General features: G+C 41.5%; 13 protein-coding genes and 1 pseudogene. 8 read left to right on the plus strand and 6 right to left on the minus strand.

The window, feature by feature from the left end; genetic code table 11:
* Positions 1-10: 10 nt before the first annotated feature.
* The gene (locus U9670_RS04100; protein WP_323841525.1) at positions 11-1,762 is read right to left on the minus strand and encodes an amino acid ABC transporter ATP-binding/permease protein; all 1,752 of its coding nucleotides are present in this window, start codon (positions 1,760-1,762) and stop codon (positions 11-13) included.
* On the minus strand, positions 1,755-3,584 hold the full coding sequence (gene cydD / locus U9670_RS04105; RefSeq protein WP_323841526.1) for a thiol reductant ABC exporter subunit CydD: 1,830 nt from the start codon (positions 3,582-3,584) through the stop codon (positions 1,755-1,757). The genes U9670_RS04100 and cydD overlap by 8 nt, the downstream gene beginning before the upstream one ends.
* Positions 3,585-3,767: 183 nt before the next feature.
* Here cydD and U9670_RS04110 point away from each other — a divergent pair, with 183 nt between their 5' ends.
* Positions 3,768-4,244 (plus strand): MgtC/SapB family protein, encoded by a 477-nt coding sequence (locus tag U9670_RS04110; protein ID WP_323841527.1) that lies wholly within the window; start codon positions 3,768-3,770, stop codon positions 4,242-4,244.
* 153 nt (positions 4,245-4,397) lie between these two features.
* Here the strand turns inward: U9670_RS04110 and fumC are convergent, their stop codons facing one another.
* Positions 4,398-5,789, minus strand: coding sequence for a class II fumarate hydratase (gene fumC / locus U9670_RS04115; RefSeq protein ID WP_323841528.1), 1,392 nt, complete (start codon positions 5,787-5,789; stop codon positions 4,398-4,400).
* 149 nt (positions 5,790-5,938) lie between these two features.
* Between fumC and U9670_RS04120 the strand changes: the two genes are divergently transcribed.
* Complete coding sequence (locus U9670_RS04120; RefSeq protein ID WP_323841529.1) at positions 5,939-6,514, plus strand: 5-formyltetrahydrofolate cyclo-ligase; 576 nt, start codon at positions 5,939-5,941, stop codon at positions 6,512-6,514.
* Between the two features lie 215 nt (positions 6,515-6,729).
* Here U9670_RS04120 and U9670_RS04125 read toward each other — a convergent pair whose 3' ends face one another.
* Together U9670_RS04125 and U9670_RS04130 are read right to left on the minus strand one after the other, a co-directional pair.
* Positions 6,730-7,104 carry a hypothetical protein gene (locus U9670_RS04125; RefSeq protein ID WP_323841530.1) on the minus strand — a complete coding sequence of 125 codons (375 nt, stop codon included), beginning with the start codon at positions 7,102-7,104 and terminating at the stop codon, positions 6,730-6,732.
* 265 nt (positions 7,105-7,369) lie between these two features.
* Positions 7,370-7,495: pseudogene (locus U9670_RS04130) on the minus strand (TerD family protein); the annotation flags it as partial.
* Between the two features lie 57 nt (positions 7,496-7,552).
* On the opposite strand from U9670_RS04130, the gene U9670_RS04135 reads away from it, so the two are divergent.
* A complete protein-coding gene (locus U9670_RS04135) occupies positions 7,553-8,008 on the plus strand; it encodes a helix-turn-helix domain-containing protein (RefSeq protein WP_323841531.1) in 456 nt (151 codons plus the stop codon).
* A gap of 55 nt (positions 8,009-8,063) precedes the next feature.
* On the opposite strand, the gene pdxA is transcribed toward U9670_RS04135, so the two are convergent.
* A complete protein-coding gene (gene pdxA, locus U9670_RS04140; protein ID WP_323841532.1) occupies positions 8,064-9,125 on the minus strand; it encodes a 4-hydroxythreonine-4-phosphate dehydrogenase PdxA in 1,062 nt (353 codons plus the stop codon).
* Positions 9,126-9,303: 178 nt separating this feature from the next.
* On the opposite strand from pdxA, the gene dnaB reads away from it, so the two are divergent.
* The 5 genes from dnaB (at position 9,304) to U9670_RS04165 (ending at position 15,263) form a co-directional block, all read left to right on the plus strand.
* Positions 9,304-10,722, plus strand: a complete 1,419-nt coding sequence (gene dnaB, locus U9670_RS04145) for a replicative DNA helicase (RefSeq protein WP_323841533.1) — start codon at positions 9,304-9,306, stop codon at positions 10,720-10,722.
* 97 nt (positions 10,723-10,819) lie between these two features.
* The gene (gene alr / locus U9670_RS04150) at positions 10,820-11,947 is read left to right on the plus strand and encodes an alanine racemase (RefSeq protein WP_323841534.1); all 1,128 of its coding nucleotides are present in this window, start codon (positions 10,820-10,822) and stop codon (positions 11,945-11,947) included.
* 196 nt (positions 11,948-12,143) lie between these two features.
* Positions 12,144-13,064: an ornithine carbamoyltransferase gene (gene argF / locus U9670_RS04155; protein ID WP_323841535.1), complete on the plus strand. Its 921-nt coding sequence runs from the start codon at positions 12,144-12,146 to the stop codon at positions 13,062-13,064.
* Positions 13,065-13,293: 229 nt separating this feature from the next.
* Positions 13,294-13,998 carry an SIMPL domain-containing protein gene (locus U9670_RS04160; protein ID WP_323841536.1) on the plus strand — a complete coding sequence of 235 codons (705 nt, stop codon included), beginning with the start codon at positions 13,294-13,296 and terminating at the stop codon, positions 13,996-13,998.
* A 167-nt stretch (positions 13,999-14,165) separates the two neighbouring features.
* Positions 14,166-15,263 (plus strand): L,D-transpeptidase family protein, encoded by a 1,098-nt coding sequence (locus tag U9670_RS04165; RefSeq protein ID WP_323841537.1) that lies wholly within the window; start codon positions 14,166-14,168, stop codon positions 15,261-15,263.
* Positions 15,264-15,433: the final 170 nt, after the last annotated feature.

The following is a 15,433-nucleotide window of genomic DNA, read 5'->3' on the forward strand; positions in this document are numbered from 1 at the left end:
TCTTTTGCTGTCAGCCCACTTTCATCACATCAGCTTCACACATCTGACCGCATCTTTGATGAGTAGAGATGGCAAGTATACCAATCTTGCCATCTTTTTGCATATCAATCAAAGCATTCCATACAATTTGGCGAGTGGTACCGTCCAAGCCTGCAAATGGTTCGTCTAATAAAAGTACTTTTTTAGGCGTAAGTAGCAAGCGAGCCAAAGCCACACGCCGTCCTTGACCACCAGAAATCGCCATGCCATACTCACCAAGTGGCGTATCTAGCCCTTTTGGCTGAGAATTTGCCCAATCAGACAAATTAACCTTCTTCAGCACCGCCCACAACTCATCATCACTGGCAGATGGTTTACCAAGCCTTAAATTATCTGCTAAAGTTTGATCAAAAATATCAACATTTTGTCCCAAAAACCCCAATGTTTGACCAAAATCAACCTGCTCAATGTCAAGTTTGGTGGTTTTGGTTCCATCAGCATTCAAACCGTCAATCCAAATTTCACCACTCATGCGTGGCACTTCCCCTGCCAATGTTGCCAGCAGTGTAGATTTGCCCGCTCCAGATGCACCGATTATCAGCATGGGTTTATGCGGTGTCAAAGTAGCATTAATACAATCCGTTTTGAGTATGGCGGATGGCATTTTAACCGAAAGATTTTTTAAGGTAATGGTAAAATCACCTTCAATGGGCTGTTTATTATTAGTTAATCGAGTCCCTAATAAGTCATTGATGCGTTTTTTAGCATTCACACTGCGACCAAAAGCAAGTGGTTCATTCACCAACACCGACATGATTTCCATCAAGCCAAATATCCCAAGTGTCAAAGCAAGTATGATGGCAGGGTTTAAAGTAGTATAATCACCCAAATTTTTAAGTGTCAATGGGACAATTCCTTGCTCAAACAGACGCCCTGCCATCATAAGTAAAGCAATAACAGCCACCGCCAAACTCATCTGAATCAACAATTGGGCAATGCGTTTATTTTTTAGCACTTGCATGCTAAACTGATGATATTGCTCATCATACTCAGCCAGCTCATGCATACCATCACCCCAACGGTTCCATGTCAGTAGTGCTGTCAAGGCAGGCAATGTATTTAACAGTTTGCTTTTACGCAAAGTAATGAGCCTACTTTCAGAGCTTGCCAAGCCAATGCCTCTTTTTAAAGTCATTAGTGCAATGACAAATGACAATGCCACACACGCCACGACCATGATGGCATTTGGTATCATTAATAGCACCATCAGCGACAACACCACCACTGCAACTATTGCTACTACAAAAGGTGAGATCACACGCAAAGGAAACTCATCTAGCGTATCAATATCATGCACAAGTCTTTGCATGGTTTCACTACTACCACCCTTTTGTACCCGCATGGTTAAAGGTAGCTTTGCCCAATGAGCAAAAAATTTGACTCGCAAATCTTTAAGTAGGCCAAATACCGCATGGTGCGAAACCATTAAATCACCATAACGAGCAAGCGTTCTTGTCATGGCAAAACCACGAATGATCAAAGATGGTAAAAAATAATTAAAAGCATAAGAGGCTAGCCCTAACACTCCGACCACGCCTGCCATCGTAATGAACCAACCTGCAAGCATGGCCAAACCCAGTGCCGACAACATCGTCGCAATACTCAATATCCACGCAATGCTCCACAATAACTTTTGGCTCGATAACAACTCTCTTAAACGAAATTGGTGATTGTTATTTTTACTGTTACTCATCACGCCACCGTCCATGCCATCATCACTCATGTTGCACCGCCTTATCGCTCATGTTTTTATGCAAGGCATTTAAATCATGAACCCTATCAAAATCCACACCCACACCATCATGAGTTACCCAAATCACGGTTTTGCCCACACTCACACGACACAACAGCTCTTTAATCCACCCTGCTGTTTGACCATCTAAATGCTCGGTTGGTTCGTCTAATAGCCATACTTTGGCATCTTGTAATAGCAATTGAGCAATAGCAAGGCGTTGCCCCTGACCGCCAGACAGCCCACCGCCACGCTCAAAAAGCATGGTATTAATGCCATCAGGCAGTGTTTCAACCAAATTCCACAACCCCACTTCTTTTAGGACTTGTACAAGTTTGGCATCGCTAGCATCTGGTTTGGCAAGTCGCAAATTATCCGCAATCGTCATCGGCAACAACGGAGCTGTCTGCGATAAATAGCCAAATTGAGTGCGTAATTGTGCCACATCAATTTCATCGTAGCGTATAGAGCCATCATTTGTATGAATGATAACATCACCCTCACAATCACCAAAGCCAAGTAGGATTTGTAAAATTGTGGATTTACCCATGCCGCTCTCCCCCATTAGGGCGGTGCGTTTGCCAGCTTCAAAAGACAAGCTTGTTGGTCTTAGGCGAATCCGCCCATCATCACCAAAGGCAGCAATATTTTTGAGCTCAAAACCAGGAGCTAAGCTTAAATTTGGCATCATAGAGCCTTGTTGTTTGGCCTTAAAATCTAGCATTGGGGTAATTGCTTTGGCACACGCCACGGCTTGTCCTTTGATGTGGTATTCTGCCCCAAGTCGGCGAAGTGGTGCATAAAATTCAGGCACAAGCAATAAAATAAATAAAGCGATACCATAAGTTGTGTGTGTTTGTTCTGTTCTCCAAGGCAGTACACCCATTAAATCAAAGCCTAGATATACCGCCACCAAAGCAATTGACAAAGCAGTCAAAAACTCTAATGCCGTGCTATTTAAAAAAGCTATTTTTAATACGCTCATTGTGCGTTTGCGGTAATTTTCAGAGCTTTTTGCAATGTCTGATACTGCCATGTCCACCGCTCCTAGCCGTGATAGCGTATTCACACCACGAATCCAGTCTAAAAAACGCCCACCAAGCTGTGCCAAAGCGTCCATCTGCTCACGGCTTTTGCGAGCTGTGGCAATGCCAATACATATCATAAAAATTGGCACAAGTGGTGCGGTCAGCAATAAAATCAAAGCCGAGGTCATACTATAAAATGCCACACACCCCGCCAAAATAAGAGGTGTGGTTATGGCCGTTATTTTTTGAACCTCAAAGCGAGCATAACCAACTAGATGATCAGGCTCATCAATGATTTTGCTTGCCAACGCACCATCTGACCCAAAATAACGCCGAGCCTGACCAAGTCTAGCGAGTTGATCAAACAGCCTTTTTCTCACAGACTTAGCAACCATCAGGCCAGCATTTGTTAAAATCACATCACGCCCATAAGCAATGACAATACGCCCAATTAAACAAGCAAAAAGCAAGCCTAAGCTTATCCTCAATACCAACCCATCACCAACCGCCCCATTGGGCAAAGGTGTATTTTTTATGAAAGCTGATAACCAAGCATCAAACAGCCATGCCAAAACATACGCCTGCCCCACCAACAGTATGGTACTTACCACATCTAATAACCATGCTAATATCATGGATTTTTTAACAGGTTTAAAGGTTGCTTTTAAAAAAGCAGTGGTCATCTTATCTTGAGAGCCATTTTGTTCTTTAACTTTGGTTGCTTTGGTTGCTTTGGTTGTTGGCGATGTGGCAAGGGAACTGACACTGGAATCTTGTGTGGTCATGATGACAGCTTTTGAAGGCAAAATAAATGTTTAATTATCGCTAAATTTGCCCAATTTTTCAAGGCAAAAGCATAAAAATTCATTTTTATTTAAAAATACAGTTCATCACACTAACAACCATTTGGCAATTATGACAAAAACTTCTGCTATAATAGACACCTATCTAGCCAATTTGAATTTTGTATGCTAAGCATGAATCATGTACTTTCCACATTGTTTGATTTTGATTTGGACATTGTTTTGACCCATGTCATACAGATGGTTGTGGCATTTGGTCTGGTAATGCCTATTGGTTATCATCGTGAAAATAGCAAAGAAAATATTGGTCTGCGTACCTTTCCGATTGTCAGCCTTGCCAGTTGTGGCTTTATGCTACTTGCCATTGAAATCATTGGAGATGATGGTGGCATGGGCGAATTGATGGCAGGCATTATTGGTGGCATTGGTTTTATTGGCGGTGGTGCAATTTTAAAAGAAAAAGGCATGGTTGAAGGCACATCAACAGCAGCAGCCATCTGGTCGGCAGGTTGTATCGGTCTTGCTGTGGCAATGGGTCGGCTTGAAATTGCGGTGGTGGTCAGCGTTTTTACTTATTTAATTTTTCAATTTGCCAAGCCCATCAAAAAAACCTTTACCGAGCAGTCGGACGAAAAAGATTAATTTGCCAATCATTGTTTGCTTTTTTGTATGATGCCAGCACGCATACGCAAATTTTAAAAATTTGACAGAAATTGACGCCAAAAATAAGAGCAAATCCAAAAAAGAATTTGCTCTTATTTTATTCAATTTTTTTAATCTTTTTTTGATTTTTGCTTATTTGGGAGCAACCATCTCGTGCGGTTTGACCCACTCGTCAAATTCGCTTTCACTCAAAAGATTTAGCTCTACCGCCACTTGCTTTAAGGTTTTGTTTTCTTTAAAGGCGGTTTTGGCGACTTTGGCGGCGTTTTCGTAGCCGATTTTGCGGTTTAGGGCGGTCACCAGCATCAAAGAATTGTGCAAAAAGTGGTCAATTTTTTCACGGTTTGGCTCAATGCCCACCGCACAGTTGTCATTAAAGCTATTGCACGCATCGGCAAGCAAGCGAATGGACTGCAATAGATTGTAGCCAATCACAGGCATAAAGACATTGAGTTCAAAATTGCCAGACGCCCCCGCCAAATTGATGGTCACATCGTTGCCCATCACTTGTGCCACCACCATCGTCATCGCCTCCGACTGGGTGGGATTGACTTTACCAGGCATAATAGAGCTGCCTGGCTCATTTTCAGGAATGGACAACTCGCCCAAGCCACAGCGAGGACCAGACGCCAGCCAGCGCACATCATTGGCGATTTTATTAAGACTTGCCGCCAAAGTTTTTAATGCCCCTGAGGCAAACACTTCAGCGTCTCGTGCCGCCAGTGCTTCAAATTTATTGGGCGCACTGACAAAAGGCAAACCTGTCAAGCTTGCGATTTGCTCGGCGGATTTGACGGCATAGTCTGGGTGGCTGTTGAGTCCTGTACCGACCGCCGTGCCACCCAAAGGCAACTGATACAAGCCTTGCAAGGCGTTGTCAAGGCGTACAAGTGCCAAATCCAGCTGTGCCACATAGGCACTAAACTCTTGCCCCAAAGTGAGTGGCGTGGCGTCTTGTAGGTGGGTGCGTCCGATTTTGACAATGTCGGCAAAATCGTCTGATTTTTTGGACAAAGTATCACGCAGTGCCTTGACCGCAGGAATGAGTGCTTGGTTGATTTGCACCGCACTTGCCACCCGAATGGCGGTGGGGAAGCTGTCGTTGGTGGATTGGGCGTGGTTTACATGGTCGTTGGGGTGAATGGGCTTGTAGGTGCCTTTGGGGTTGCCTGATAGTTCGTTGGCGATGTTGGCAAGCACTTCGTTCATATTCATATTGGACTGGGTGCCTGAGCCTGTCTGCCACACCACAAGCGGAAATTGGTCCAAATGCTCGCCTGCCAAAATCTTGTCGCAGGCTTGTACAATCAGCTGTTTTTGGCTGTCTTCAATCCGACCCAAAGAGGCATTGGTGATGGCGGCGGCTTTTTTGACCGTTGCCATCGCTTGAATCAAGGGCGTGGGCAAGGTTTCGCCACCGATTTTAAAATTATCACGGCTACGCTGGGTTTGGGCACCAAAGTAGGCTTGGGCAGGGACTTGCACCTCACCCATGGTGTCTTTTTCAATGCGAATGTCGGTCATAAAATATTTCCTTTTTTAATACAAAAATTGTTAAAATGATTGAATTGCTATACCATCATTAACTATACCATCATTAAAATTAATTTTCAATCACTAATCATTATCATTTTTAAATGATAATATTTTCTAAATAAACTTGGAAAGCCATCATGGTCAGCCACTTAGATAGCGGTCATTTACGCAAAACCATTCGTCAGCAACGCAAAAATTTGACCACTAAACAACGCAAAAATTTTGCATTTTTAGCAAATTTGCACCTACCAAAATTAGCTAAAATTTTACCAAAAAATGCCAAAATTGGACTTTATCTGGATAATTTTGGCGAGTTGCCTACTGGCGTGATTGTCAAATTTTGCCAAAAACATGGCTTTATGCCCTATTTACCAATCACCAAAAAAGAAACAGCCTTAACTTTTTCTCCAGTATTTTATGATTTAAAAAAAATACCACTAAAACGCCATGCACTTGGCATGAAAGAACCATTTGCCAAAAATACTGTCTTAGCCAGCCAGCTAGACTGCATCATCTGCCCTTTGGTGGCGGTGGATCAGCTGGGCAATCGGCTGGGTATGGGTGGCGGATTTTATGACCGCACCTTTGCCACTTTTAGGGGTTTAAAAGTGGGCTGGTGCTATGACTTTCAGATGGTGGAGCGATTGGTGGTGAATGATTGGGATTTGGGGGTGGATATGGTAGTGACAAATAAAGGCATTATTAGATTTTAAGCAAGGTTGAAGCATTGAACAAGTGAATATTTTTTAAAATATCAAAAAGACACTCTACAAAGAAATAAAAAAACCGCTTAGCACATCAGCGGTTTTTTTATGTCAAAAAAATTATTTAGAGCCTCGACCCCAACTAAATCCCCATTTATAATAATCATCACATTCTTTATGACCTTTATGAAAAGTAATTTCTTTTCTTACCATCATTTGATTATCTATAAATCAATGCTTGCGATAGCACAAAAGCCTCTACTATCATTTTGCTCGCCCATTTCAACGACAATATCAGGCTGACTTGGGACTTTAATGGTTACGATCGCATCGGAATGTGCCCATCTTGCAACACCATCATAAATAAAGCAGTAGATGATAATCCGCTTAAGCTCTTTAATACCTCGTGGATTTATCAAAATATTTTCACCTGTAACACTATCCCCATTTCTGTCGTCTCCACAATGCCAAATCCAAGGAGCTTGGGTGTAGCACCCCTGAGCGGTTTGTTGCGTCCTTGGGCCACCACGATTGTGCGAAAATTGTACGCCGTCAATTACACCTGCATGACCACTATTTAACTGATAGTAGCACCCCAAATCCAAGTCAACATCTCGAACAGTGTTAAATAATTTAAATAAAATCGATTATCACTTTTATTTTTAGACCAGTTTAAATTAATAATAATCTCATCACTGCTTTTTGATAAGTTTATTTTAGTTGAATCACCTGATTTCTCCAACACAATTTTACTTAAAGAAATCTTAGGCTTTTTTGTGATATTTATTACCATTTTATACCCTTATCTAATTAAAAAAATAAAGAATGAATAGGTCATTCTTTATTTTTTAAGCTTACAGATTGTTAAATATTAATACCATAATTTCTGGCCAATGCCCCTAATCCACCTGCAAAACCTTGACCAATAGCACGAAATTTCCATTCAGCATTATGTCTATATATCTCACCAAATATCATAGCAGTTTCGGTAAATGTTGCTATGCACAATTAACCACCAACATACAATGTTTGCAGAATGCACAATTTATGGTTAAAATCACTCAAAAAGTGGGTATTATGAAGAATGTCAATCAAAAAATTAAGATTATGCGAGAAATTAATCAGTGGTCTCAAGAAGAAATGGCACAAAAGTTGCATATGTCTGTTAATGGTTACGCCAAGATAGAACGTGGTGAGACGAAGCTGACGTTAAACAAACTTGAGCAAATTGCACAGGTCTTTGATTTGGATGTATTTGAATTCATGCAAAGCACAAATAAAAATATTTACTTTTTGATGAATAATGATAGTGCTGATAATAACACGGTATATTGCGGTTCTGATGAGAATATGATGAAAGAAAATGAAAAGTTAAAATTATCTTTAAAACATAAAGATGAACTGCTAGCTAATAAAGATCTTTTATTAGCACAGAAGCAAAATGAAATAGATTCTTTAAGGGAGATTATCGGATTGTTAAAGCAAAATAAAGCGATGTCCTAAACCATCGCTGAAAATAAGGCATAAAATAATTCATCAAAAATTGTCATTTAAGTCATTAACCCACCATCTCACACGCCACCTTAATCGCCTGAATCAAACTGCTACTACTTGCACGCCCAGTACCTGCCAAATCCAGTGCTGTACCATGGTCTACCGAGGTGCGTACATAAGGCAAACCCAATGTAATATTGACCGTATCACCAAAACCATGTGATTTGAGCGGTGCCAATCCTTGGTCATGATACATGGCGATGATGGCATCTGCTTGGGACAGATGTTTGTCAGTAAAAATCGTATCGGCAGGCATGGCAAGACTGATATCCACACCTTCATCACGAAATTCTTGTAATACAGGATTGATGACACTCATTTCTTCATCGCCCAGATGACCACTCTCGCCTGCGTGCGGATTCAGTCCACAAACCAAGATTTTTGGGTTTCGTATGCCAAATTGGTTTTTCATTTGGGCATAAGTAATGGCAACTGTTTGGCGGACTTCTGTGGGTGTAACAGCATCTGGTACTTCTTTTAAAGGAATGTGCGTAGTAACAAGTGCCACACGCATTTTAGCATTAGCAAGCATCATCACCACCTTATCACAGCCTGCTTTGTGCATGAAATATTCGGTATGTCCGCTGAAAATCTCACCATCAGCAAGGCAAATTCCACCATCAATCATCACCGACTTTTGAATGGGTGCGGTAACAATCGCCCCAATCACGCCTTTATTTGCCAAAGTGTGTGCCAGATTCAACTGACGCTCTACCATACTGGCGTTATTTGCGTTTAATTGACCTGCAATGACTTTATCTTTACAATGAGTATTCAAGATAAATACACCATGTGGTAAACTTTTATCTTGGGCAAAAGTCATGATTTCGTCACCATTAATCACGGTAAAATTTGGAGCTTTATCAATCGCACCCACCGCTTGTAGCTCATTGATACGCTCATTAAAAGCGTGAATGTCAGCTATAATAAACAGTGGTTTTGGTAGCACATCATCATGATGGCAGAGCACATCAATGACGATATCCATACCAATGCCAGCAGGCTCACCTGTGGTAATGAGCAATGGCTTTTTGGCTTGTTGCATACAATTGGGCGTGATGGTCATGACGACATACTCTTAAAATGATTTGAAAAATGATGAAAAGGATTGTTTGATGAGTGGTTGTTTATCAACAAAGATAAGTGGTGGGAAAATTTAGCACTTATTATAATGTTTTTGTGCTAAAATTCGCATTTAAATTAGCAATTTTTCTTTTTAGTTTTTTTAAAGATGGTTAATCAAGATGGCAAAAACAGCCAAACAAACAAAGACTGATCCAAAAGTAGATGATCTATTAAGTCTGCAGCCACCGCATAACATAGAGATTGAGAGAGCCTTGCTTGCGTCTTTGATGAGCATTGATGAGTCTTTTGAAAAGATTGATAACATCGTCAGTGATGATGATTTTTATGGCGAAAGGCACAAGCACATCTTTCGAGCAATCACACATCTATCAAGAGTGAATCAGCCTTATGACAGTCTGATGGTCTATGACTATTTAAACACCCAAAATCTGCTCAATACCGCAGGCGGTGAAGAATATCTCATGCAGATTAACCAAAGCCCTGCAACTTTATTCAATCTTGTGCCATATGCCGAGCGAGTGCGTGAGTTTTCGGTATACCGACAGCTCATCAAAGCCGCCAATAATATGCTCAATCTTGCCTACCACCCAAAAAAACAAACGGTGAGCGAGATTCTTGACACAGTAGAAGCTGATATTTTTCGTATCAATGAAAACTACACCAGTGGTGCAAGCAAACAAGGCATACAAAATGTAACTGACATTTTGCAAAATGTCACCAATCAGCTTGCTGAACTAAAAGCACGAGATGGCTCAATCATTGGTCTTGCCACGCCCTTTGAAGAGCTCAACAATAAAACCCAAGGTTTACAAAAAGGCGACATGATTGTCGTGGCGGCTCGCCCATCAATGGGTAAGACGACTTTTGCAATGAATTTGGCAGAATCTGTGCTCATGCAAGGCTTGCCCGTGGTGGTCTTTTCGATGGAGATGCCCGCCGAATCTATCGTTACTCGTATGTTGTCATCTTTGGGTCAAATCAACCAAACCAACCTGCGTTCTGGCAACATGAGCGAACAAGAATGGGCTCAGCTGTCTACTGCCATCACCATGCTCCAAGATACGCATCTGTATGTGGACGCACGCACCAACTTACCACCGACCGAGATTCGCTCAACTTGTCGTCGCATCGCTAAAAACCACGAAAACGGTCTTGGTATGATCATCATTGACTATTTGCAACTGATGAAAGTGCCTGGCATGGAGAATAACCGTGTCGGCGAGATTGGCGAGATTAGCCGCAGTATCAAAGCATTAGCCCGTGAGATGAATTGTCCTGTCGTGGCGTTATCCCAGCTTAACCGTAGCCTTGAAAACAGGCCCAATAAACGCCCTGTGATGTCAGATTTGCGTGAATCAGGAGCGATTGAACAAGACGCTGACCTCATCATGTTCATCTATCGTGATGAGGTGTACAATAAAGACAAAGCAGACAACAAAGGCTTTACTGAGATCATCATTGGCAAACAGCGTAACGGCCCAATTGGCACCGTGCCACTACGCTTTGAAGGGCAATTTACTCGTTTTAGTAATTTTATTGCAGGATATGGTATGCCTGATGATTATGAAGAAGGCTAAATCATCTTTAAGTCATCAGCTTTTTAAAGCCATTAGGTTTTAAGCCACCATATTCAAGACATCAAAGCACTCTACCAAACCAACAACCAATCATACCATGCGAAATACCACTTTAACCATCAATCAATCTGCTCTGCGTCACAATTTATCTGTGATTAAAAATCAGCTCAGTGCTACTTATCCTGCCAAAGTTATGACAATGGTCAAAGCCAATGCCTATGGGCATGGTGTCTCATATGTCATCGCAGGATTGGCTGATGCAGACGCTTTTGGTGTGGCATGTTTAAGTGAGGCTTTAGAAGTTAAAAAAACTTGCGATATCCTAGGCATTAAAAAACCCATCGTACTGATTGAAGGTGTATTTGATGAAAATGAATGGCTTGTGGCGTTAAAGCACGACTTTGGCTGTGTCATTCATAATGAACAACAGCTTGGCTTTGCCATCAAACACCCTGCTGATAACGACCGATTTATCCATACCATTTGGCTAAAATACAATACAGGTATGAACCGACTGGGCTTTGATCAAGAAGGTGTGATAAAAGCCGCCAATGCTTTAAATGATCTGGGATACAAAATGATTTTAACCAGTCATTTTGCTTGTGCTGACGAAAAAGACAACCCCATGACCAACAAGCAAATCACAAGATTTAATACACTTTTAGGCGAACTTCGCCATGCTGTTAGCAACGACATTCAAGGCTCGTTGTGCAACTCAGCTGGCATATTCACACAAAAGGACAATCATCACGACTGGGTGCGTGCAGGCATTGCTTTATATGGCTCTAGTCCCTTTGCACACATTTTAAGTCATGAACTTGGGCTACAACCTGTCATGATTTTTAGCACACAAATCATGGCAATACAGGCAGTTAAAACAGGCGAAATGGTTGGCTATGGTGGATTATGGACAGCAACCAAATCAAGTCGGATTGGCATTATCAGTTGTGGCTATGGCGATGGCTACCCCAGAGTGGTGGCAGATGCCTCTGTTGGTGTCGTTGTGGGAGATAAAGTCATACGCACGCCAATCATCGGACGAGTAGCAATGGATGTCATGATGATAGATTTAACCAACATCACTGCCGAAGTTGGTACGCCAGTCATTTTATGGGGTGCAGATGGTGCACCCAGCATTGATGAGGTTGCCACTTTTGCAGGAACAACTGGCTATGAGTTGATGTGTCGCACTACCACACGCCCCATTCGAGCAGTCAAGTTTTAATTCATATCAAATACCGATGGCATCAAAACCGCAAAGCAACTAGAATACAAGGTGTCGTATTGCCATTTTATCCAACTTGCGTATTTTTTATTTATCGGTTTATCCATCATTTTATAGGTTTTTATTAAAAATATTGGTCATTTAAATTCAGCTTTGCTATACTTCAGTCGCTCCCCATTCAGTTAAGGGTATTATCATGAGTATTCGCCATTTTCTTACCTTAAAGGATTTATCAAAACAAGAGTTGCAAAACATCATCATTCGAGCAGTAGAACTAAAAAAGTTGCAGCACGCAGGTGAGATTTATCGCCCATTTGTAGGGCGAACACTTGCGATGATTTTTGAAAAATCCAGCACACGCACCCGAGTATCTTTTGAGGTGGGCATGGGTCAATTTGGCGGTCAGACAATATTTTTATCACCCAATGATACCCAGCTTGGGCGTGGCGAACCAATTGAAGATTCAGCTCGTGTCATCAGCTCTATGACTGATATTATCATGATTCGCACTTTTGCTCATGAACGATTAGAAACCTTTGCCAAGCATTCCTCTGTCCCTGTCATCAACGCCCTAACGGACGATTACCACCCCTGCCAATTGCTTGCTGATATGCAAACTTACTTTGAACACAAAGGCAATATCAAGGGCAAAACCGTTACATGGGTGGGTGATGGCAACAATATGTGCAACTCATACATTTTGGCATCTGAGCAATTTGGCTTTCATCTTAATATCGCCACACCAAAAGGCTATGAACCAAACAGTAATTTGCTCGCCCAATACGCCCACCGCCTAACTTTAACAAACAGCGTCTTAGATGCCGTCAAAGGCTCGCACCTTGTTGTTACTGATGTTTGGGCCAGCATGGGTCAAGAAGCCGAGCAGAAAAAACGCAAAGCAGATTTTGCTGGCTTTCAAATCACACCAAAGCTTTTGGATACCGCCGATAAAGATGTATTATTCATGCACTGCCTGCCTGCACACCGTGGCGAAGAAATCAGTGAAGACCTGCTAGACGACCCAAGAGCGGTGGTTTGGAGTGAAGCAGAAAACCGCTTATACGCCCAAAAAGCTCTGATAGAATTTTTGCTAAAAGAGCAAATCAAGCCAAGCTGATTTAGACCAAACGAATCAGCTGGTCATTTGTCGTACCAATGCACCTAACGCATGATTACAAATCTACACAACAAATCACTTTTACTTTAGCAAATTTATGCTAAATTGATGGCATGACAATTCTTGCTTTGCTTATCAAAGCCTTGTCAAACGACAGGGCTTTGATAAATGACAAGTAAGTTGATGGAAAACCCACCCTGCCTCATTTAACTTTTATTAAAAAATACATATGCGTTCATTTCAATTCATCTCCGTTGCTGCTGCCGCTGCTTTATCTGCCATTGTTTCAACTAGCCATGCAAGTCAAAGCGACTATAACCGCATCAGTTTTAGCGTCAACGCCAAACAAGAAGTTGCCAACGATGAAATTCAAGCCACTCTTACCAAGACAACTCAAGCAAAAACTGTTGCCGAGATTGCCAAAAATCTAAATAAAACCACCAATGATGCACTCATCATCGCCAAAAAATACCCCAATGTTGCCGTTAAAACCTCCTATCATGACACCTATCCACGCTATGGTACAAATCATCTCATTACAGGCTTTACAGGGCTGGCATCTATAGAAATTAAAAGCCAAGATTTAACAGAGGCCAGTCAGCTTATTGCCGAACTACAATCACTGATGGCATTGGAAAATTTATCATTTCATGTATCATCAAATGCCAATGACGCCATCAAAAAACAACTGATCTTAGATGCTGTCAAACACTTTCAAGAAGAAGCCGCTGTCATTAGCCAAGCCTTCGGTGCAAAAGATTATAAAATCGTTTCGGTAAAGCTTGGTGATGACAACAATTATCACACACGCACCCTAGCACCAATGATGGCAATGGCAAAGGACGCCAGCATAGGCATTGAAAACCCAAAATTTGAAAGCGGTAAGACCACCATTGGCTATGATGTCAGCGGTACGATTGAGCTGATTAAATGAATAAAAAATGGTTTAGGTTTAAGCTTTGCTTAAACCATCAAAATGGCAAAAGCAATAAAAATACTCTAAAAATCATCAACCTATACTTTTAAGGTTTTAAGACATAAAAAATCATGTTATCATGACGCCATTTTGACATCATCATCTCTTATTATTGGTGAATTTATATGAATCACAAAACCAACTTAATCACAAGCATTTTATTTGCCTTATCACTAAGTTCAGTCAGTCTTGCTTTTGCTAACGAGACCAACACCGATGACATTGTTGATATTATTGATGGCGAAGTGGAGGTATTGCAATCCACCCAAACCACAGACAACAGTGCCATACAAAGCATTGAGCAAGATGGCAAGCGTATTACCACGGTCAATCTGTCCAACTATGCCAGACAGGTCAATCAAGCTGTTTGGTCACCAGACATGAAAGTCAACACTGCCATGACCATCAAGATGCAAGTATTGTTGGATTGGAATCATGCCAGTCCAGGCCCTATTGATGGTGGCTGGGGCATGAACAGCAAAAAAGCACTGATTAATTTTCAAAAAATGCACAATCTTGAACCGACAGGCAAGATGGACGAGGTAACTTGGGCGGCATTAACAAAAGATATTGACAGCAATCAGCCAGTATTGGTCTCTTATACCATCACCAAAGAAGATGTTGAAAACCCATACAAAACCCTGCCAAACAATGCAGAATCTCGCTCCAAGCTACAAGCACTTGGCTATGAAAATATTCAAGAAATGCTTGGCGAGCGTTTTCATATGGATGTCAAATACCTAAAAAAACTCAACCCAACCAAACAATTTGTTGAAGGAGAAACCATCACCGTCATCAATACAGGCAAGCCAGCATCGGAGCGAGTGACTCGAGTGGTTGCTGACCGCAATGAAAAAGTATTGCTTGCCTATAATGGTGATAAATTGGTGGCAACCTACCCTACCACCATTGGTAGTACTGCCACAGCCACACCAAGTGGCAAATTCAAGGTTGTTAATAAAGTTAAGATGCCACACTACAAAGCCACTGTAAACCGTGATAGCGAAACTGATAAAAAAACCTTCATTCTACCACCTGGACCAAACAGTCCTGTAGGCGTAGTCTGGATGGGTCTGAATAAGCCAAGCTATGGCATTCATGGTTCGCCAGTGCCAGAGGGCATCAGTCGCCAAGCCTCACTTGGTTGCGTTCGCCTGACCAACTGGGATGTACTTGAACTGTACGCCAACATTCAAAATGGTGCAACAGTTGAGATTCGTTAAGATCATCTTAAAAAATTAATCACAGCAAAAAGATTTAAAAATTTAAGAAAATAAAAAAGCCACAAGTCATTCTTGGGCTTTTTTTGTTTACAAATACTCTTATTTGATTGGGATTTTTAATTAAGATAATGATATAATAAAGCACTATATGCTTTATGCCAAGTATCAAG

Source organism: Moraxella tarda (assembly GCF_035181405.1).
In the GTDB taxonomy this organism is placed as follows: domain Bacteria; phylum Pseudomonadota; class Gammaproteobacteria; order Pseudomonadales; family Moraxellaceae; genus Moraxella.